Origin of the sequence: Paenibacillus sp. FSL W8-0426 (genome assembly GCF_037969725.1) — a bacterium.
In the GTDB taxonomy this organism is placed as follows: Bacteria; Bacillota; Bacilli; order Paenibacillales; family Paenibacillaceae; genus Paenibacillus; species Paenibacillus hubeiensis.
Window position 1 is genome coordinate 1 of the sequence record NZ_CP150203.1, and the last position, 21,302, is coordinate 21,302.

Annotated in this window: 14 protein-coding genes and 3 rRNA genes; 15 read left to right on the forward strand and 2 right to left on the reverse strand. The window is 49.7% G+C overall.

The genetic code is table 11. The features are described 5' to 3' along the window. The 6 genes from dnaA to gyrB all read left to right on the forward strand — a co-directional run bounded on the left by dnaA (nt 1) and on the right by gyrB (nt 6,403). On the forward strand, nt 1-1,347 hold the full coding sequence (gene dnaA, locus MKY59_RS00005; protein ID WP_236413689.1) for a chromosomal replication initiator protein DnaA: 1,347 nt from the start codon (nt 1-3) through the stop codon (nt 1,345-1,347). A 235-nt stretch (nt 1,348-1,582) separates the two neighbouring features. Continuing rightward, nucleotides 1,583-2,725 carry a DNA polymerase III subunit beta gene (gene dnaN, locus MKY59_RS00010; RefSeq protein ID WP_236413690.1) on the forward strand — a complete coding sequence of 381 codons (1,143 nt, stop codon included), beginning with the start codon at nt 1,583-1,585 and terminating at the stop codon, nt 2,723-2,725. 16 nt (nt 2,726-2,741) lie between these two features. After that, a complete protein-coding gene (gene yaaA, locus MKY59_RS00015; RefSeq protein ID WP_236413692.1) occupies nt 2,742-2,966 on the forward strand; it encodes a S4 domain-containing protein YaaA in 225 nt (74 codons plus the stop codon). 54 nt (nt 2,967-3,020) lie between these two features. Then, nucleotides 3,021-4,133, forward strand: coding sequence for a DNA replication/repair protein RecF (gene recF / locus MKY59_RS00020; RefSeq protein ID WP_339275450.1), 1,113 nt, complete (start codon nt 3,021-3,023; stop codon nt 4,131-4,133). A 14-nt stretch (nt 4,134-4,147) separates the two neighbouring features. After that, nucleotides 4,148-4,396, forward strand: coding sequence for an extracellular matrix/biofilm biosynthesis regulator RemA family protein (locus tag MKY59_RS00025; protein ID WP_017691405.1), 249 nt, complete (start codon nt 4,148-4,150; stop codon nt 4,394-4,396). 96 nt (nt 4,397-4,492) lie between these two features. Next, on the forward strand, nt 4,493-6,403 hold the full coding sequence (gyrB, locus tag MKY59_RS00030; RefSeq protein ID WP_236413696.1) for a DNA topoisomerase (ATP-hydrolyzing) subunit B: 1,911 nt from the start codon (nt 4,493-4,495) through the stop codon (nt 6,401-6,403). Between the two features lie 107 nt (nt 6,404-6,510). Here gyrB and MKY59_RS00035 read toward each other — a convergent pair whose 3' ends face one another. Then, on the reverse strand, nt 6,511-7,500 hold the full coding sequence (locus MKY59_RS00035; protein WP_339278507.1) for a YheC/YheD family protein: 990 nt from the start codon (nt 7,498-7,500) through the stop codon (nt 6,511-6,513). A gap of 371 nt (nt 7,501-7,871) precedes the next feature. Here MKY59_RS00035 and gyrA point away from each other — a divergent pair, with 371 nt between their 5' ends. The 7 genes from gyrA (at nt 7,872) to MKY59_RS00070 (ending at nt 18,333) form a co-directional block, all read left to right on the forward strand. Then, the gene (gene gyrA / locus MKY59_RS00040) at nt 7,872-10,421 is read left to right on the forward strand and encodes a DNA gyrase subunit A (RefSeq protein ID WP_339275452.1); all 2,550 of its coding nucleotides are present in this window, start codon (nt 7,872-7,874) and stop codon (nt 10,419-10,421) included. A 213-nt stretch (nt 10,422-10,634) separates the two neighbouring features. Next, entirely contained in the window at nt 10,635-11,747 is a 1,113-nt protein-coding gene (locus MKY59_RS00045) for an HD-GYP domain-containing protein (RefSeq protein ID WP_339275454.1), read from the forward strand. A 495-nt stretch (nt 11,748-12,242) separates the two neighbouring features. Continuing rightward, nucleotides 12,243-13,794: ribosomal RNA gene (locus MKY59_RS00050) — 16S ribosomal RNA — on the forward strand. Between the two features lie 229 nt (nt 13,795-14,023). Continuing rightward, nucleotides 14,024-16,949, forward strand: a 23S ribosomal RNA gene (locus MKY59_RS00055). A 121-nt stretch (nt 16,950-17,070) separates the two neighbouring features. Continuing rightward, nucleotides 17,071-17,187 (forward strand): 5S ribosomal RNA (gene rrf, locus MKY59_RS00060). Together the 16S, 23S and 5S rRNA genes form the textbook arrangement of a ribosomal RNA operon. A gap of 211 nt (nt 17,188-17,398) precedes the next feature. Then, nucleotides 17,399-17,836, forward strand: coding sequence for a hypothetical protein (locus MKY59_RS00065; protein ID WP_236421362.1), 438 nt, complete (start codon nt 17,399-17,401; stop codon nt 17,834-17,836). 77 nt (nt 17,837-17,913) lie between these two features. Continuing rightward, nucleotides 17,914-18,333: a hypothetical protein gene (locus MKY59_RS00070; RefSeq protein WP_339275456.1), complete on the forward strand. Its 420-nt coding sequence runs from the start codon at nt 17,914-17,916 to the stop codon at nt 18,331-18,333. Here the strand turns inward: MKY59_RS00070 and MKY59_RS00075 are convergent. Further along, nucleotides 18,293-18,817, reverse strand: a complete 525-nt coding sequence (locus MKY59_RS00075; RefSeq protein ID WP_339275458.1) for a hypothetical protein — start codon at nt 18,815-18,817, stop codon at nt 18,293-18,295. The genes MKY59_RS00070 and MKY59_RS00075 overlap by 41 nt on opposite strands. Nucleotides 18,818-19,216: 399 nt before the next feature. Here MKY59_RS00075 and MKY59_RS00080 point away from each other — a divergent pair, with 399 nt between their 5' ends. Together MKY59_RS00080 and MKY59_RS00085 are read left to right on the forward strand one after the other, a co-directional pair. Continuing rightward, on the forward strand, nt 19,217-19,402 hold the full coding sequence (locus MKY59_RS00080) for a sigma factor G inhibitor Gin (RefSeq protein WP_236421359.1): 186 nt from the start codon (nt 19,217-19,219) through the stop codon (nt 19,400-19,402). Between the two features lie 166 nt (nt 19,403-19,568). After that, nucleotides 19,569-21,218, forward strand: a complete 1,650-nt coding sequence (locus tag MKY59_RS00085; protein WP_339275459.1) for an aminotransferase class I/II-fold pyridoxal phosphate-dependent enzyme — start codon at nt 19,569-19,571, stop codon at nt 21,216-21,218. The last annotated feature ends 84 nt before the right edge of the window (nt 21,219-21,302 follow it).

Here is a 21,302-nt window from a genome sequence, read left to right on the forward strand (position 1 = left end):
GTGGACAGCCATACTTCCGACTTATGGCAGCAAATCTTATCAATCATACAAAGCAAGCTCAGCAAACCAAGCTTCGATACCTGGTTCAAGGCCACCAAAGCAACCAAGCTGACGGACCAGACCATCGTCATTTCCGCGCCAACAACGTTTGCCGTCGAATGGCTGGAGAGTCGTTACACCAAATTGGTCGGCTCGACAGTATACGAATTGCTCGGCAAACAAGTCGACGTGAAATTTGTCATCGAAGAGAACAAGCCGGCTGAACCGGATCCGCAGCTTCCTGCACCAACACCTACCGTTGTACAAGAGGAAGCTGTGCTTAGCATGCTTAACCCCAAATATACATTCGACACTTTTGTCATCGGACCAGGCAACCGGTTTGCCCATGCCGCATCGCTGGCGGTCGCTGAAGCGCCCGCCAAGGCCTATAATCCCCTCTTCCTTTATGGAGGCGTTGGATTGGGCAAAACGCACTTGATGCATGCGATCGGACACTATGTTCTAGAACATGACCCAAGCAGCAAAGTGGTTTATTTGTCATCCGAGAAATTCACCAACGAATTTATCAATTCCATCCGCGACAATCGCGGGGAAAGCTTCCGCAACAAATATCGTAACGTGGACATCCTGCTTATAGACGATATTCAATTTTTGGCGGGAAAAGAATCGACTCAAGAGGAATTTTTCCATACGTTCAACGCGCTGCATGAGGAGCGGAAACAGATTATCATCTCCAGCGACAGACCGCCAAAGGAAATTCCGACATTGGAGGAGCGCCTTCGCTCCCGATTTGAATGGGGTCTGATTACGGACATCCAGCCTCCGGATCTGGAAACGCGGATCGCTATCCTGCGCAAGAAGGCCCGCGCGGAAAACCTGGATATCCCGAATGAAGCGATGATGTACATCGCCAACCAAATTGACACGAACATCCGCGAGTTGGAAGGGGCTTTGATCCGGGTCGTAGCCTACTCATCGCTGACAAACCAGGATGTCACGTCCCATCTTGCTGCCGAAGCCTTGAAAGACATTATTCCATCCAGCCGTCCTAAAATGATCACTATTCAAGACATCCAACAAAAGGTCGGGGAATACTACAACCTGAAGCTCGAAGATTTTAAAGCGCGGAAGCGAACCAAGGCCGTTGCCTTTCCGAGACAAATCGCCATGTATCTCTCCCGCGAATTGACCGATTTTTCGCTGCCGAAAATTGGCGAGGCTTTTGGAGGAAGGGACCATACCACTGTCATTCATGCGCACGAGAAAATCTCCCAATCCATTAAAAGCGATCAGGAGCTCTATAAAGTTATCAACAACTTAACCGAAAAAATTAAGAACCCAACCTGAACAAGTCCAAAGCCTATGCACAACGTGTACACATGTGGATAGGCTTAATTTTATGGGTTTTAACACACTTATCCACATATTCAGTGCCCCTATTACTATTAATACTAAAAAGATTTAAAATATATCTTCTCCTAAACAGACAAGTCGAAACAGGCCTATCGGCCTTTTGAATAACCGTAGCCCATCACTTGACCACCTAATGCACACACCCAAAAAATCCGTCAGGAGTGAAACCATGAAAATCAGCATAATGAAAAGCTATTTGAACGAGTCCATACAGCATGTATCCAAAGCGATCTCCAGCCGTACAACGATTCCGATCCTGAGCGGGATCAAATTCGACGTAAATCATCAAGGCGTCACGTTGACGGCAAGCGACACTGATATTTCGATCCAATCCTTCATCCCTCTTGAGGATGGAGATCGCAGCGTAGTTCAAGTCGAGCAGCAAGGAAGCGTCGTGCTGCCTGCCAAGTTTTTTGTCGAGATCATCAAAAAGCTGCCTTCGCAGGAAGTTCACATGGAGGTCAAGGAAAACTTCAATACGTTTATTTCAGCCGGAGCTACCGAAATCCAACTGGTCGGTCTTGATCCGGAAGAATTCCCTGTATTGCCAAGCATCGAGGAGAATCAAACCGTATCGATTCCCGGCGATTTGTTGAAAAACATGATCAAGCAAACGGTATTCTCCATTTCCACTCATGAAACCACGCCTATTCTTACAGGGGTGCTTTGGAGCCTGGCGGATAACGAGTTGAAATTTGTGGCAACCGACCGCCACCGTCTTGCCACCAGATCGGCAATGTTGGATAATGCAGAAGGCGTTCGTTTCAGCAATGTCGTTATTTCGGGAAAAACGCTGAACGAGCTGAGCAAAATCGTGCCGGACCAAAACACGCTTGTGGATATCGTTGTCGCTGATAACCAGGTCCTGTTCAAAATCGACCGGGTGTTGTTCTATTCCCGCATTCTGGACGGAACATATCCCGATACTTCTAGAATTATTCCGACTTCGTACAAAACAGAACTTGTTCTCGATACAAAAAAATTGAGCGAGTCGATCGACCGCGCATATTTGCTGTCCCGCGAGGAGAAAACGAATATTGTGCGCATGCAGACGATGGAGAACGGATCGATCGAGATTTCTTCCAGTTCTTCCGAGCTGGGGAAAGTAAGGGAAGAGATCGAGCCAGCCGAATTCACCGGCGATCCGCTCAAAATTTCGTTCAACTCCAAATATATGCTCGACGTACTGAAGGTTGTGGAAAGCGAGCAGCTGATGATAGCTTTTACCGGCGTCATGAGCCCGATTATCCTCAAACCGATGGATGACAGCCATAGCTTGTATGTCATTCTGCCTTACCGTACGACGAACTAACGAAAGGAAGATTCCTTTGAAACGAGTGACCATTCGTACAGACCGTACGGAATATATCAAGCTTGACCAGTTTCTGAAACTCGCTGACTGCGTCCCGACCGGAGGTATGGCCAAAGCGTTGCTTCAGGAAGGGCTTGTGCGTGTGAACAATGAGCCGGAGGAGCGCCGGGGACGGAAATTATACCCTGGGGATATCGTTGAGGTGGACGGAGAAGGCACTTTCGAGGTTGCCGCGGAATAAAACGATGTGCTCCTGATGCCTCCTGATGAACGGAATCACAAGGGAGGGTAACGCGTGTTTGTCAAAAGCATAGATCTGCAGCAGTTCCGCAATTACGAGCATCTGAGACTGGATTCGTTCGGTCCGGTGAACCTGCTGATCGGGCAAAATGCCCAAGGCAAGACGAATATGGCCGAGGCTATATTTGTCTTGGCCCTTACCAAAAGCCATCGCACGTCCCGAGATAAGGAGCTGATCCGTTTCGGTGAAGAACGTGCTCGCTTGTTTGCTGAGGTTGACAAAAAGTATGGCGCGGTCCAACTGGAACTGTCGCTGTCCCAACAAGGCAAGAAGGCGAAGATCAACGGCCTGGAGCAGCGCAAGCTTAGCGATTTTATCGGGGCGCTCAATGTGGTGATGTTTGCTCCCGAGGATCTGGAGATCGTCAAAGGAACACCGGGGGTTCGCCGCCGGTTTCTTGACATGGAGATCGGACAAGTGGCGCCGGGTTACCTCTATCATCTGCAGCAGTACCAGAAGGTGCTCGTGCAGCGGAACAATCTGCTTAAACAGCTGTGGGGCCAAGGCGCTTCCGCCCAGACGATGCTGGACATCTGGAACGAGCAGTTGGCCGAGCACGGTGTTAAAATCGTCAAAAAAAGGAAACAATTCATAAAGAAACTGCAAAAGTGGGCCGAAACGATTCATCAGGGCATCACCGGCGGCGGAGAAGTGTTAAAACTGGCATATGTGCCATCATTCGGCGAAGCCGCCGAGGAAGATGAAGCTGTTTTAATGGACCAATTTATGATAAAATTATCACAAATGAAAGAGCAGGAGATTCGCCGGGGGACTACGCTGAGTGGCCCGCATCGGGATGACCTGTCCTTTTTCATTAACGATCGGGAAGTGCAAACATATGGTTCGCAGGGACAACAGCGCACAACCGCATTGTCCCTTAAACTTGCAGAAATCGAACTGATCCATGAAGAAATCGGAGAGTACCCCGTCCTGCTGTTGGACGACGTGCTGTCCGAACTGGATCCTTTTCGCCAGACGCAGTTGATCGAGACGTTCCAGAGCAAGGTGCAGACCTTTATTACGGCTACTGGAGTCGAGAGCCTGAACGTTGACAAGCTCAAGGATGCCAGTATTTATCACGTTCATGCCGGACAGGTTGAACGCTAGGGAGTGAGGGTGCCATGTACATTCATCTGGGCGGCGAGAAAATTATCCGTTCTTCCGAACTGGTTGCTATTTTTGATATATCGATTGAAAAATCCTCAAAGATTTCCAAGCAATATGTTACGCATGCAGAGCAGGAAAAAACGGTGGAACACATCGGCGAAGAGGAAGCCAAGTCCATCGTGGTAACCAAAAACATTGTGTACTACTCGCCGATTTCATCTGCTACGCTCAAGAAGCGGGCGCACATCTTTCCGGACCTATGACATGTGCAAGCAACACGAGCGTTGCCTCCCGTTCCTTGGTTTTATTATGTTTAACGCATATTTAGGATATTGAATCTATAGAAGTAGGTGAAAGGCATGTCTATGAATCAACCGTCATATGATGCGAATGAAATTCAGGTCCTTGAGGGACTGGAAGCCGTACGGAAGCGTCCGGGGATGTACATCGGTTCTACCAGCGCCAAAGGTCTGCATCATTTGGTGTGGGAAGTAGTGGACAATAGTATTGACGAAGCACTTGCAGGATACTGTGACCATATCGAAGTGACGATTCATGAAGATAACAGCGTTACCGTCGTGGATAACGGGCGCGGAATTCCGGTCGGTGAGCATGCCAAAATGAAACGCCCTGCGCTTGAAGTCGTCATGACCGTACTTCACGCTGGCGGTAAATTCGGCGGCGGCGGTTATAAGGTATCGGGCGGTCTGCACGGTGTAGGGGTATCGGTCGTTAATGCCCTGTCCGAGAAAGTGGTCGTTACCGTTAAGCGTGACGGTCATATCCACCAGCAGGAATATCGCCGCGGTGCGCCGCAGTATGATCTGAAAGTCATCGGCACGACGGATGAGACGGGAACGACGGTTACGTTCCATCCAGACCCGGAAATTTTTACGGAAACGACCGTATACGACTATGAAACGCTGCTGACCCGTATTCGGGAGCTTGCTTTCTTGAACAAGGGAATCGGTCTTACGCTCACCGATGAGCGCACGGGGGCAACCAACTCATTCCTGTATGAGGGCGGAATTATCGAGTACGTATCTTTCCTCAACCAGAAGCGGGAAGTGCTTCACGAGAATCCGATTTACGTTGAAGGCTCACGCGATAATATCCAGGTAGAAGTGGCGTTGCAATACAACGACAACTATACCGAGAACATTTATTCTTTTGCCAACAACATCAACACTCATGAAGGTGGAACACACGAATCCGGATTCAAGAGCGCCCTTACCCGGATCATTAATGACTATGCACGCAAAACAGGCGTTATCAAGGACAGCGCGAGCAACCTGTCGGGAGATGACGTACGTGAGGGCCTGACTGCCATCATTTCGGTCAAAATCCCTGAACCGCAATTTGAGGGACAAACGAAAACCAAATTGGGCAATAGCGAAGTGCGCGGTGTCGTTGAATCCCTCTTCTCGGAGAAGCTGCAGGAGTTCCTGGAAGAAAACCCTTCTGTATCCCGCAGAATCCTGGAAAAAGGTCTGCAGGCTGCACGCGCTCGAGAAGCTGCGCGCAAAGCGCGTGAGCTGACCCGACGCAAGGGAGCGCTTGAGGTAAGCTCCTTGCCAGGGAAGCTGGCGGATTGCTCCTCCAAGGATGCTTCCATCAGCGAACTGTACATCGTCGAAGGGGATTCGGCGGGCGGATCGGCCAAACAAGGCCGGGATCGTCATTTTCAGGCCATCCTGCCATTGCGCGGTAAGATCCTGAACGTCGAAAAGGCGCGCCTTGACCGGATTTTGGGCAATGCAGAGATTCGGGCCATCATAACGGCAATGGGGACAGGAATCGGCGACGATTTCGATATTTCCAAAGCACGTTATCACAAAATCATTCTGATGACCGATGCCGATGTCGACGGTGCGCATATCCGGACACTATTGTTGACATTCCTGTACCGCTATATGCGCAAGATTATCGAAGCGGGCTATGTATACATTGCCCAACCGCCTTTGTTCAAAATCGAACGTAACAAGGTCATTCGCTACGCAGGTTCCGAGAAGGAACGTGATGAGATCATTGCAAGCTTCGGCGAGAACGTGAAAGTCAACGTCCAGCGTTATAAAGGTTTGGGCGAAATGAACGCAGAGCAGCTGTGGGAAACGACGATGGACCCTGAGAGCCGGACGATGCTTCAAGTATCCATCAATGATGCGATGCTTGCTGACGCCATGTTCGATACGCTGATGGGCGATAATGTCGAACCACGACGCGATTTCATTCAGGAAAATGCAAAATACGTTAAAAACTTGGACATTTAATTTCGTTGATTGCGAACGGCTTAATGACAAGGATATGGGGCGCCTGATGGCGCCCCTTTCACTTTGTGGTCATATAATCCGGTGGTGGCGTGCAATAGAGCAGACAGTCACTGTTTTTTGGACTTAGCGGCACTCGTTTTTAGCTGGCGTATTTGGCGGGCTGGCTTTGATTTTTTGGAAGGCAGTCTGCCATATGCGATGGCATAACGCTTAATCTTACGGTAGGTTTCTTTGTCGGGCAAAAGGCCGAATGCATAAATGCCGGGAAGTGTGTTGACTTCCAGAATCCAGGGTTGACCCGCTGGGTCCAGCGCAATATCAACGCCGATTTCTTTGATTCCGGGGTAGTACTTCCTCAGTTGCCGTGCAATCAGGACCCCTAAGATATTCAGTTCGTTGCGAAGCTGCTGATAGCGCTTTGGTGTGAAGTGAGGTTGTACGAGTTCCGCGAAGGTTGCGAGGCGTCCGCCGCCGTGAATGTTGGTTATGATTTTGCCGGGGGCGGCGACCCTGCCTAAGATACCGGTCGTTTCCCAGTTTCCTTTCAAGTTTTTTTGCGTCAGCACCCGGAGGTCGAAGGGCAAATCCTCATGTTTGAGCAGGGGGATGCCTTGCTGGATGATGTAATCATGGTTTTTGATCCGTTTTTGCAGTGCCGAATCCAAATCGTCCAGACTGTGATATGAAAACTGTTCCGTACCATGTTGCAGCTCGTAAGCAAAGGTTGGGAGTGCGGAGATTTGGGCTTGGAGGATTTCAGAATTTCCCTCGATTGTGGACAATTCGGACTGTCCGACGGCTTCATCTCCAGCAGCATCATGTCGGAAATCCTGAGGAACTTGGTAGGTACGAAGCGCTTTGACTCGCATAACTCCATTCCCATAGGTGCCACGATCGGGTTTGATATAGTTCGATTCAAATAAATTTAACATTTGTTCCAGGGTCTGGCGACTATATTGGCGGGTGACTGGAATATATGGGGCTATACCATGGTTACGCCGTAAAACTGCTGTCTTGGCCCATTTGCTGGAGACGCGCTGGATACTCAGAGGGCATCGTTCCTTTCTGTTGTAATCAGAATCGCGTGCAGGCAGAATTGCAGAGAAATCAAAGGACAATTGAGGATTTCAATGGTATAATAGAGAAATATGGCGTTTTGTGCGGTTTGCTGCACAATTTGCAGTTTAGTCTTGTGAATGGGAATGGCGAATGCCTGATGGAAGCAGTATAACTGCCGCTTTTTCTAGCATTGTATGTACAAATGCCGAGGAAGTAAGGGCTAACCCCCAAACTACCCCAAGTTCCCGGAAAAAGGCTAAAACCCAGCGGACGTTTAATTGTGTAACTTTTGTGAAAGTAATATAATAAAGAGTAGCGTTTTTGTGCGGTTTTAGCCTTGTTATGCTTTTCACATATAGTGATTGAATGGATTTGGAACGTTTGTTGAAGGTCAAGAAGGAGGTCCAGCATGGCGGAAGAAATGAACTCGCAGATAAAGGATCGGGATATTGGCGTCGAGATGCGTGAATCGTTTATGGACTACGCGATGAGCATCATCGTCAGCCGCGCGCTTCCTGATGTGCGTGACGGATTGAAGCCGGTGCACCGGCGGATTTTGTACGCAATGTCAGAGCTAGGCATGACACCCGATAAACCGCATAAAAAGTCGGCCAGAATCGTCGGAGAGGTCATTGGTAAGTACCATCCGCACGGAGACTCGGCTGTATACGAAACGATGGTACGGATGGCTCAGGATTTCTCTCTTCGCTACATGCATGTCGATGGTCACGGCAACTTTGGTTCGGTAGATGGCGATATGGCGGCTGCCATGCGTTATACCGAGGCACGCCTGTCCAAGATTGCGATGGAGATGCTGAAGGATATCAATAAAGATACGATCGACTTCCAACCAAACTATGACGGCGAAGAAAACGAGCCGGTTGTTCTGCCTGCCCGTTTTCCAAACTTGCTTGTCAATGGTGTAGGGGGGATCGCCGTAGGTATGGCGACCAACATTCCTCCGCACAATCTGGGTGAGGTTATTGACGGCGTACAAGCGATGATCAAAAACCCGGATATTACTTCGATGGAATTGATGGACTATATTCAAGGGCCGGATTTCCCGACGGCTGGTTATATCATGGGGCGTTCCGGTATTCGCCAGGCTTATCAAACGGGCCGCGGATCAGTGACCATGAGGGCGAGAACCAACATTGAGGAACATAACAACAAGGCCCGCATTGTCGTTACGGAAATTCCGTATCAGGTCAACAAGGCAAGACTTGTTGAGAAAATTGCCGAGCTGGTGCGTGACAAAAAAATCGACGGCATTACCGATCTTCGGGACGAGTCGGATCGTAACGGGATGCGTATCGTCATCGAGCTACGCCGCGACGTGAATCCAAACGTTGTGCTTAACAATCTGTACAAGCATACAGCGATGCAGTCGACTTTCGGGATCAATATGCTGGCCATCGTGAATAAAGAGCCGAAAATTCTGAATTTGCGCGAAGTGCTCTATCACTATCTGCAACATCAGATTGAGGTTATCCGTAGACGGACCCAGTTTGAGCTTCGGAAGGCTGAAGCCCGTGCACACATTCTCGAAGGATTACGCATTGCTCTTGATCATATCGATGAGATCATTGCGCTGATCCGATCTTCGGCGACGGCCGATGCGGCAAGAGAAGGTTTGATCGAACGCTTCGGACTCAGCCATGACCAGGCGCAGGCGATTCTTGACATGCGTTTGCAGCGTCTGACAGGTTTGGAGCGGGAACGCATTGAGAACGAATACCAAGAACTGATGGCCAAGATTGCCGAGTATCGCGAAATTTTGGCGAATGAGCATCTCGTTCTCGACATCATCAGCACAGAGCTGGAAGAGATTCGCGAGCGCTTTTCCGATGATCGCCGTACCGAGATTACGATTGGCGAGGAAAGCATTTTGGATGAGGATCTCATTCCTCGCGAAGAAGTCATCATTACGATCACCCACACGGGCTATGTGAAACGCCTTCCTGCGTCGACATATCGCAGCCAGAAGCGCGGCGGACGCGGCGTGGTTGGCATGGGCACAAAGGATACGGATTTCGTGGAGCATCTTTTCGTGACCAACTCGCATAACTATTTGATGTTCTTTACCGATAAGGGTAAAGTATACCGTCTTAAAGCTTATGAAATTCCTGAACTTGGCCGTACGGCACGTGGAACACCGATCATCAACCTGATCCAGATCGAGCAGGGAGAATCAGTCAACGCGGTAATTCCGGTGCAGGAATTCGAAAGTGACAAATATTTGTTCTTTGCCACGCGCCAAGGGGTTGTGAAAAAGACGCCGCTTGAGGACTATACCAATATCCGCAAAGGCGGTCTGATCGGTATTTCCCTGCGCGAGGACGATGCCTTGATCGAAGTGAAGCTGACCGATGGGCAGCAGGAGATCATTATGGGGACAGCCCACGGAATGTCGATTCGCTTCTCCGAAGAGAATGTTCGTTCAATGGGTCGCAGTGCTACCGGTGTCAAAGGGATCACGCTTGAAGGCGATGATGCCGTCATCGGCATGGACGTTGTCGATCATGATCTGGACGTACTCATCGTGACTGCCAAAGGTTACGGCAAACGGACTCCGGTTGCGGATTATCGTATTCAGACCCGGGGCGGTAAAGGGATCAAGACGATTAATGTTACCGATAAAAATGGCGAAGTAGTCAGCCTGAAAATGGTTAAGGATGACGAAGACTTGATGATTATCACATCCAGCGGCACGCTTATTCGTACAAGCATGGATGGCATCTCCACGATGGGGCGTTACACCCAGGGCGTGAAGCTGATCAATATTCGTGAAGAAGACGATGCGGTGGCTACCGTCAGCCGAATCGACAAAAATGAAGAAGAACCGGACGAGCAAGAACTCGAAGGATTGGAGGGCACGGATGCCGATAGCGAGGCAACTGCCCCGATGGAAGATTCAAATGCTGACACGGAAAACGATCCTTCCGATACAGAAGCATAAAACGGAATAAACATGGATGAAGAGCCCTGCATAAGGGCTCTTTTCTTTTATGCTCTGATCTAGGCAGATAATGTACAGCAGCATAGCTGTGCGGAGAAAATCCTTAGAATCTGGGATGTACAAGCCCGTTTGCTCAGTAATATAATGGGGAATATCATGCGATCCGGGACTATGGTCATACAAAATTCATAGATAAACAACGAGGGGATAAATATGGGACTAATTACCGTGTCTGAGGCCAAACCAGGCTTTAAACTGGGAAGTGACGTGCTTACTACGCGCGGAAACGTGTTGTTGCCGAAAGGCAAGGTCATCTTACCAAAGGATATTGAAGTGCTAAAAGCTTTCATGATACATAAGGTCGAGATCGAACATGCGAAAACAGGTGCAAATGCTCCGACCTTCATCCCGAACGAAACAGAAGATCCAATCTTGAACGGAAAGAATGCTGAGCGGCCAGTTTCGGATGGAGGAGCAGCTTCAACTGTGCAGTCTTCTTTACAGGATGAGTATGAGAAGATGGTGAATTTGACTAAAAGTGCTTTTTTGGCCTCTATTGCTGCCGAATTGCCAATATATGAGCTTCGTACGCAGTTGGAATCCTTACTAGGATATATTAAGCAGTACAATCCGCTAACCTTCAGTCCGAGAAATATGATGGATCACGATTATGTATATCACCAAGCGGTGTTAAGTGCAATGACCTCCTATCAATTGGCTCAATGGATGGATCTTCCGTCCAAAGACTGGATGCAAGTAGCTTTTGCAGGGTTATTCCATGATATAGGAAACAGCAAGGTCGATCCTCAAATTTTGCATAAACCAACGACATTGACAAGCTCGGAACAGGAGGAAATCCGACAGCATACGAAATATGGGTATCAGTTGCTGAAGCAGGCAAAAGCGATTAATGAAGGGGTCAGGCTTGCCGCTCTCCAGCACCATGAAAAAGTGGACGGATCGGGTTATCCGCTACAGCTGAGTGGCAGCCAGATCCATGTATATGCGAAGATTGTTGCCATAGCGGACATTTTCCATGCGATGACACTGGAGAAGGTTTACCGCAAAGCCCAGTCTCCTTATTTGGTGCTTGAGCAGCTCCAAAGCGAAGCGTTCGGAAAGTTGGATCCGGCGATTGTAAATGTTCTGGTTCAACGTTCAACGCAAATTCATAATGGAGTAAGGGTAAAGCTGAGCAACCATCAGATTGGTGAAATTGTATTTTCGGATCGGGATCATCCCACGCGCCCAATGGTTTCTGTGGAGGGCAACATCATTAATTTGATGCAACAGCGGCAGCTACATATTCAGGAGGTTATTGGTTGAACTGAATCCTGGACAAAGCACGATGAAGAAACTAGTCAGGTTATAAAGTGTGTTTCTTTATCGTGCTTAAGTTATGTATCTTCTGCTGCCACCATAAATTTTATTCGAAATATTATTAAAAAACACTTGCATAATATTTATGTACATGGTATATTCTAATTCCGGCCAAGAAAACACCGAGAAACATGGTGCGGCAAGCAAAGCAAATAAGCTTCGAAAAAAGAAACTCAAAAAAAATGCTTGCAAAGTTGGTTCGGATGTGATAAGATATAAGAGTTGCTAAGGACAACAACTTAGTAACGAAAACGAAGTTTGATCTTTGAAAACTGAACAACGAGTGAGTAATGCGAAGGTTTTTGGTACATGTCGTATGACTGTATAAAAACCGGAGCGACATTGAGATATTTTATCTCGTCAGATTCAAATGAGCTAATCGCTCTTTTCAATACCTCAGATGATTTTCATCACGATTAACCTCGTGACCGAAATTCATCTTTATTGGAGAGTTTGATCCTGGCTCAGGACGAACGCTGGCGGCATGCCTAATACATGCAAGTCGAGCGGAGTTGATAGGAAGCTTGCTTCCTTGATGCTTAGCGGCGGACGGGTGAGTAACACGTAGGCAACCTGCCCTCAAGCTTGGGACAACTACCGGAAACGGTAGCTAATACCGAATACTTGTTTTCTTCGCCTGAAGAGAACTGGAAAGACGGAGCAATCTGTCACTTGAGGATGGGCCTGCGGCGCATTAGCTAGTTGGTGAGGTAACGGCTCACCAAGGCGACGATGCGTAGCCGACCTGAGAGGGTGATCGGCCACACTGGGACTGAGACACGGCCCAGACTCCTACGGGAGGCAGCAGTAGGGAATCTTCCGCAATGGGCGAAAGCCTGACGGAGCAATGCCGCGTGAGTGATGAAGGTTTTCGGATCGTAAAGCTCTGTTGCCAGGGAAGAACGCTTGGGAGAGTAACTGCTCTCAAGGTGACGGTACCTGAGAAGAAAGCCCCGGCTAACTACGTGCCAGCAGCCGCGGTAATACGTAGGGGGCAAGCGTTGTCCGGAATTATTGGGCGTAAAGCGCGCGCAGGCGGTCATTTAAGTCTGGTGTTTAATCCCGGGGCTCAACCCCGGATCGCACTGGAAACTGGATGACTTGAGTGCAGAAGAGGAGAGTGGAATTCCACGTGTAGCGGTGAAATGCGTAGAGATGTGGAGGAACACCAGTGGCGAAGGCGACTCTCTGGGCTGTAACTGACGCTGAGGCGCGAAAGCGTGGGGAGCAAACAGGATTAGATACCCTGGTAGTCCACGCCGTAAACGATGAATGCTAGGTGTTAGGGGTTTCGATACCCTTGGTGCCGAAGTTAACACATTAAGCATTCCGCCTGGGGAGTACGGTCGCAAGACTGAAACTCAAAGGAATTGACGGGGACCCGCACAAGCAGTGGAGTATGTGGTTTAATTCGAAGCAACGCGAAGAACCTTACCAGGTCTTGACATCCCTCTGACCGGTACAGAGATGTACCTTTCCTTCGGGACAGAGGAGACAGGTGGTGCATGGTTGTCGTCAGCTCGTGTCGTGAGATGTTGGGTTAAGTCCCGCAACGAGCGCAACCCTTGATCTTAGTTGCCAGCACTTCGGGTGGGCACTCTAAGGTGACTGCCGGTGACAAACCGGAGGAAGGTGGGGATGACGTCAAATCATCATGCCCCTTATGACCTGGGCTACACACGTACTACAATGGCCGGTACAACGGGCTGCGAAGCCGCGAGGTGGAGCTAATCCTAAAAAGCCGGTCTCAGTTCGGATTGCAGGCTGCAACTCGCCTGCATGAAGTCGGAATTGCTAGTAATCGCGGATCAGCATGCCGCGGTGAATACGTTCCCGGGTCTTGTACACACCGCCCGTCACACCACGAGAGTTTACAACACCCGAAGTCGGTGGGGTAACCGCAAGGAGCCAGCCGCCGAAGGTGGGGTAGATGATTGGGGTGAAGTCGTAACAAGGTAGCCGTATCGGAAGGTGCGGCTGGATCACCTCCTTTCTATGGAGAATCGTCTTCTGCGATGAAGACATTCAAATTTAAAATCTAGCCAGGTCGGCTAGTGACTCACTCGTTGCTCAGTTTTGAGAGTTCAAACTCTCATGATTGTTCCTTGAAAACTGGATATCGAAACGAAAAATGCGAATTAGAATATTCCTTTTAGCTGAACTTGTGTCAAAACAAGTTTCAATAAAACGGTAGATTGCATCTTACTCTTTACGAGTAACATGGTTAAGCTACTAAGAGCACACGGAGGATGCCTAGGCGCTAGGAGCCGATGAAGGACGTGGCGAACAACGATACTGCCTCGGGGAGCTGTAAGCAAGCTTTGATCCGGGGATGTCCGAATGGGGAAACCCAGCTGGCGTAATACCCAGTTACTCTTGTCTGAATACATAGGGCAGGAGAGGCATACCAGGGGAACTGAAACATCTAAGTACCCTGAGGAAGAGAAAACAATAGTGATTCCGTCAGTAGCGGCGAGCGAACGCGGAACAGCCCAAACCAGGGAGCTTGCTCTCTGGGGTTGTGGGACGTCTCACATGGAGTTACAAAGGAGCCGGTTAAACGAAGAGGTCTGGAAAGGCCCGCCATAGAAGGTAAAAGCCCTGTAATTGAAAGTCTGCTCCCTCCGAGACGGATCCCGAGTAGTGCGGGGCACGTGAAACCCCGTATGAATCCGGCAGGACCATCTGCCAAGGCTAAATACTTCCTAGCGACCGATAGTGAAGCAGTACCGTGAGGGAAAGGTGAAAAGCACCCCGGAAGGGGAGTGAAATAGAACCTGAAACCGTGTGCTTACAAGAAGTCAGAGCCCGATCTATGGGTGATGGCGTGCCTTTTGTAGAATGAACCGGCGAGTTACGTTCCCGTGCAAGGTTAAGGTGAGAAGCCGGAGCCGCAGCGAAAGCGAGTCTGAATAGGGCGACATAGTACGTGGACGTAGACCCGAAACCGGGTGATCTACCCCTGTCCAGGGTGAAGGTGCGGTAACACGCACTGGAGGCCCGAACCCACGCACGTTGAAAAGTGCGGGGATGAGGTGGGGGTAGCGGAGAAATTCCAATCGAACTCGGAGATAGCTGGTTCTCCCCGAAATAGCTTTAGGGCTAGCCTCGGAAAACAGAGTCGTGGAGGTAGAGCACTGATTGGGTGCGGGGCCCGCAAGGGTTACCAAGCTCAGTCAAACTCCGAATGCCATAGACTTACTTCCGGGAGTCAGACAGTGAGTGCTAAGATCCATTGTCAAAAGGGAAACAGCCCAGACCATCAGCTAAGGTCCCCAAGTGTGTGTTAAGTGGGAAAGGATGTGGAGTTGCACAGACAACCAGGATGTTGGCTTAGAAGCAGCCACCATTGAAAGAGTGCGTAATAGCTCACTGGTCGAGTGACTCTGCGCCGAAAATGTAACGGGGCTAAACACACCACCGAAGCTATGGCTTGATCTTATGATCAGGGGTAGGGGAGCGTTGTATAAGGGTTGAAGGTGTACCGTAAGGAGCGCTGGACATTATACAAGTGAGAATGCCGGTATGAGTAACGAAAAGATCAGTGAGAATCTGATCCGCCGAAAGCCTAAGGGTTCCTGAGGAAGGCTCGTCCGCTCAGGGTAAGTCGGGACCTAAGGCGAGGCCGAAAGGCGTAGTCGAAGGACAACAGGTCGAAATTCCTGTACCACCGTAAATCGTTACGAGCGATGGGGGGACGCAGTAGGGTAGTGACGCAGGCTGATGGATGCCTGTCCAAGCAGTGAGGCTGGTTAGTAGGCAAATCCGCTAACCGTAAGGCTGAGCTGTGATGGGGAGTGAAAATTACAGTAGCGAAGGTCATGATCTCACACTGCCAAGAAAAGCCTCTAGCCAGATGAAGGTGCCCGTACCGCAAACCGACACAGGTAGGCGAGAAGAGAATTCTAAGGCGCGCGGAAGAACTCTCGTTAAGGAACTCGGCAAAATGACCCCGTAACTTCGGGAGAAGGGGTGCCCCGGTAGTGTGAATAGCACGAGGGGGCCGCAGTGAAAAGGCCCAAGCGACTGTTTAGCAAAAACACAGGTCTGTGCGAAGCCGTAAGGCGAAGTATACGGGCTGACGCCTGCCCGGTGCTGGAAGGTTAAGGGGAGCGGTTAGGGAGCAATCCCGAAGCTGTGAACCGAAGCCCCAGTAAACGGCGGCCGTAACTATAACGGTCCTAAGGTAGCGAAATTCCTTGTCAGGTAAATTCTGACCCGCACGAATGGCGTAACGACTTGGGCGCTGTCTCAACGAGAGATCCGGTGAAATTTTAATACCTGTGAAGATGCAGGTTACCCGCGACAAGACGGAAAGACCCCATGGAGCTTTACTGCAGCTTGATATTGAATTTGGGTACGATCTGTACAGGATAGGTGGGAGCCTGAGAAGCATGAGCGCCAGCTTGTGTGGAGGCACCGTTGGGATACCACCCTGATCGTATCTAGGTTCTAACCTGGTGCCCTGATCGGGTACGGGGACAGTGTCAGGTGGGCAGTTTGACTGGGGCGGTCGCCTCCTAAAGAGTAACGGAGGCGCCCAAAGGTTCCCTCAGAATGGTTGGAAATCATTCGAAGAGTGCAAAGGCATAAGGGAGCTTGACTGCGAGACCTACAAGTCGAGCAGGGACGAAAGTCGGGCTTAGTGATCCGGTGGTACCGCATGGAAGGGCCATCGCTCAACGGATAAAAGCTACCCTGGGGATAACAGGCTTATCTCCCCCAAGAGTCCACATCGACGGGGAGGTTTGGCACCTCGATGTCGGCTCATCGCATCCTGGGGCTGAAGTAGGTCCCAAGGGTTGGGCTGTTCGCCCATTAAAGCGGTACGCGAGCTGGGTTCAGAACGTCGTGAGACAGTTCGGTCCCTATCTGTCGTGGGCGTAGGAAATTTGAGAGGAGCTGTCCTTAGTACGAGAGGACCGGGATGGACGTACCGCTGGTGTACCAGTTGTTCCGCCAGGAGCACCGCTGGGTAGCTATGTACGGACGGGATAAGCGCTGAAAGCATCTAAGCGTGAAGCCCCCCTCAAGATGAGATTTCCCAATTAGTAAGACCCCTTGAAGACGACGAGGTAGATAGGCTGGGGGTGGAAGTGCAGCAATGCATGGAGCTGACCAGTACTAATCGGTCGAGGGCTTATCCAAGAAATGCAGGTTCTAAGATCGCAAGTTTCGTTTCGAATCCAGTTTTCAGAGAGCAATCTCTGAGTGAAAAACGGGTACATCACTTGATGTGCGGATCGTTTTTCAATCCAAAGCAAAATCGTTTGGTGGCGATGGCGGAGGGGTTCCACACGTTCCCATCCCGAACACGACCGTTAAGCCCTCTAGCGCCGATGGTACTTGGACCGCAGGGTCCTGGGAGAGTAGGAAGCCGCCAAGCGAAGAACCACTGCCGATGTAATCGGCGGTGGTTTTTATTTTGTATTTATACTATTGAAATCTGTTTCCTTTTTGAAATGGATTTACAAAAGGAAGGTAACAGTTTTGTTACGGAAAGCGCAGACAAAACCAGTATAATAGGACTATGTTTATTATGCTAAAAGTACCTGACCCGAGAGCTGGAATGTGCAGCTGTGAAAAGGAGGGTGTGCATGTTTAGTTGGCGCAGACTAGTGCTGTATTCTTGTTTATTAAGCTTGGTGATTGTGCTAGCTGGCTGCGGTGAAGATTCTGTCGCTTGGAACTCCTATGAGGGTGCGGTGAACGAAAAGAGCTTCCCGGTTCCGAAAGTGGCCAATAAAAGCGAGCAATTCGAAAACCGTTCCGACATGGATTATGTTCGATATACGATTTCCGGAATCAGCGAAAAGACCAGCTTGCCAGAGGTTTATTTGGATGAAATCAAAAGTTGGGGATGGACGGAAGAAGCCTCCAGCAATACAAGTGAGAACTCAAGTTCAACCCGTGTGTTTGCCAAGGATGGACATCTTGTTCATTTAGCCGTGCATGATGGATTCTTTACGCTAATGGTGCCTAGAACGGATGCAACCGCAGCCAAGGTAAAGTCCATGGATGATGACGAAGACTGACCGTGTACGAGGATTGCTTAGCCAGAGAAGGTTAAGTAGGTATCGGTGATTGTATATGAGATAAGAGGCCCTGATCAATGAATCAGGGCTTTTTCGTCGTGGGAAAGAGAACGTTATCTACCAACCACTATATGCGTGAACAGCTGAAGCGAAGGCATCCAACCAGCGACATGTATATGATAGGGTGTGGTGCAGAAACAGGGATGCTGTATCATCGCAAGCAAGCATGCATGTATGCTGGTCAGTCGAAGTGGATCGCCTATCTCATCAATGCATGTTCGAACTGCGAGGAGGAGTCGGTGCTGCACTCTGGGGATAAGTTTGGTATTAATATGCTTACGTTCTTTGTGGATAAAAGAAAAGGAGAAAAGACAAAGAGGTTATCCACTGTGGATAACCTCTTTGGTACAGCATCAACTTTGAACTGCGAGGGTCGAAGCGAAATGAATAACCATTTCATTGCAGATAATAAGATACATCCTGCGGGTTCAACTTGATGAGCCCGTCTTTTCGCTGGCGGGAGAGTGCGGCCAAGACGTAAAGGCGCGGTACTAACAACCATAGATGCCAAAAGATTAACGAGATCGTAAAGGACAATGGTGACCAGATTAAACAAATGGTGATGATACAGAGACCAATCCAACTCAGATTGAGGTGGACTCTGGCAAACATGCGGTAACTAAAATGCTGGCTGGGAATATAGCCAAACCAGGGCATCTGGAAACTCCACTGCCAGCGTTTTACATACGATGAACCCACGCTGAGAAGTATAGTTCTGGCGATAACATAGTGGATCCAAACCGTTAGGGGGCCAGCCAGGACAAAAAAGAAAAGTGATGTCCAAGGGAAGGCAAGCAAGTTAAACAGAAGCATGACGACAGGCAAACATAAATAGCTGTTAACGACGCTGCGGGGGATATTCTTTTTTTTCAGAAGCCGGTATTGGTAGAATGTTGCTTTATTCTCCGGTTCGGGAAACATACGTGTTCAAATCCTCCTTGTGAATACGTTTGATTAAAAAGTGTGAGTCGTACATGATGGTGATCCGTGAGTGGTTATGTAATAATGCAGCATGGCAATCCTGACTGCGACAGGTTTTGGTCAAATTGAAGGAGAGGCATAAGCAGCATATCCCGAGTTACTTTCGCTGTCAGGTCTGAAGAATTTGCGATGTAATATATATATCGGCGGCGATTCGGTGATTTTTTAAGGTTAACGAAGATTAGTTTTCGATAAGGCTCGGTTGTTTTTTTCGGTACAGACACCCGACGGCAAATGGGCGAATATATATATTTTGAATCAAGAAAGCACTATGAAAAGGTTTAAAATAATAGAAAGTGTGCCATACTGATAGTAAACGTAAATAAGGTGGGATGGTTGATGGAAGAACGCGCCGAACACGTCTGCATTATTTGTGAAGAGAAAAAAAGAGAAGGCATATTTATCGTATCCGAATTCATATGCGACGCTTGCGAGTCTGAAATGGTTCATACCGATGCACAAGATGCCAAGTATCCTTTCTTTATCCATCAGATGAAGCAGATTTGGGTACAAAAGAACGCATAATATGATCGCCGTATATATGTGAGACAAACATAGACGGAAGGCCCTGTGAGGCCTTTTTCTGTTGAAATCCGAAATGGGAGTCCGCAAATGCTTGGTATCGGAGATAAGCTGATATAATAATATTGATTTAGATATTTCATTTCTAAATGTTCAGGAAGGGTAACTTATGAACGATAGATCGCATCATGCACCACTATATGAGGCATTGCTGGCTTACCGGGAATCAGGCAACCGTTCCTACCATGTCCCGGGTCATAAAAATGGACAAGCATATCGTAGAATGCCAACGAAAACGGAGGGAGAAGGTGTAAGAGTAGAGGATGCCATTCCATCTGGCGCGGCGGTCTCCTCCGAATTCGTGGGGCGGAAGACGGTTAAAGGTGAAATGGATCACCGCTCTCTCCGATCATCCGGTACGCCTGATACGGCGTTTATGGATATGATGCGTATGGACGTAACAGAAATCACCGGCACAGACGACCTCCACCAACCGGAGGGTGTCATTTTGGAGGCGCAGCAGCTCGCGGCAGACTGTTATGGGGCGGAGGAGAGCTTCTTTCTTGTAGGCGGCAGTACGGTTGGCAATCTGTCGCTGCTGCTGACGATTTGCAATGAACCGGGGAGTGTCGTTTTGGTGCAGCGGAACGTGCACAAGTCCGTGATTCACGGTTTGATGCTGGCGGGGGCGAAAGCGGTATTTCTTGAGCCATGGGTCGATGCTGCAAGTGGACTTGCGGTCCTACCGTCGGTAGAGACGGTCCAGGCTGCTGTCCAAGCGTATCCCGAGGCAAAGGGGGTACTTGTTACGTCGCCGAATTATTACGGCATGGGCAGCGATCTGACGCCCCTTGCCGAGGTTTGCCATGCAGCAGGCATGCCGCTGCTGGTGGATGAGGCGCATGGCGCCCATTACGGCCAGCATCCGCAGCTGCCGAAGTCCGCCCTGTCCTGCGGAGCAGACGGGGTGGTTCAGTCGACGCATAAGATGCTGTCGGCCTTCACCATGGGGGCCATGCTGCATGTCCGGGGACCGCGCATCAACCGGTCCCTGCTGCGGCAGCGCCTGGCCATGGTGCAGAGCTCAAGCCCATCCTACCCGTTGATGGCTTCGCTCGATCTGGCGCGCCGGCACCTGCATGTGCACGGCGCAGAAGCCTTCACGGCGGGACTTGCCGCCGTGGAAGCCTTCAGGCGCGGCCTTGCGGAGCTGCCGCGCTTCCGGCTCCTGCAGCCGGCACAGCCGTGCGCTGCAGGATATACCGCTCAGGACCCGTTCAAGGCCGTCATTCATGACGGCGCAGGGGTGCTGAGCGGCTACAGGCTGCAGCAGCAGCTGGAAGCCCGCGGCTGCGTGCCTGAGATGAGCGACGAGCGATACGTCGTCTTGCTTTTCAGCCTTGGATCGACGATGCAGGATGCGGAGCACCTGCTTCGGGCTTTGGATGAAATCGATCAGGCCAACCGCCCGGGGCAAGAATTATTGCCGCAGCCTGATTCAGGGGTAGGGATGACTTATATTTCCACGTGGAACAATTTAGAAAATGCCAAGCCTTTTTCGGATCCGGTTCCTTTTTCGCTGCAACCTGTTCTTGAAGGGGACATGTCTTCTGTATCGATTGAGGAAAGCGTTGGGCACATATCTTCAGAGATGATTACTCCTTATCCACCCGGAATTCCTTTAGTTTATCCTGGCGAACGGATCACTTCTGCCATGGCGGCGCGCTTAAAGCTTCTGAGCCAGGAAGGGGCTAAATTCCACGGTGTTTACGATCCCCGATTGCAAACTTTGAAAATCAAAAAAGACGGGGTTCACTGAGCATGGGACGCTTGGTCCATCGAATGAAAAATCTGCATATAGCTGACCACATGAGCTTGATCATGTATAGTATTATGTGAGAAA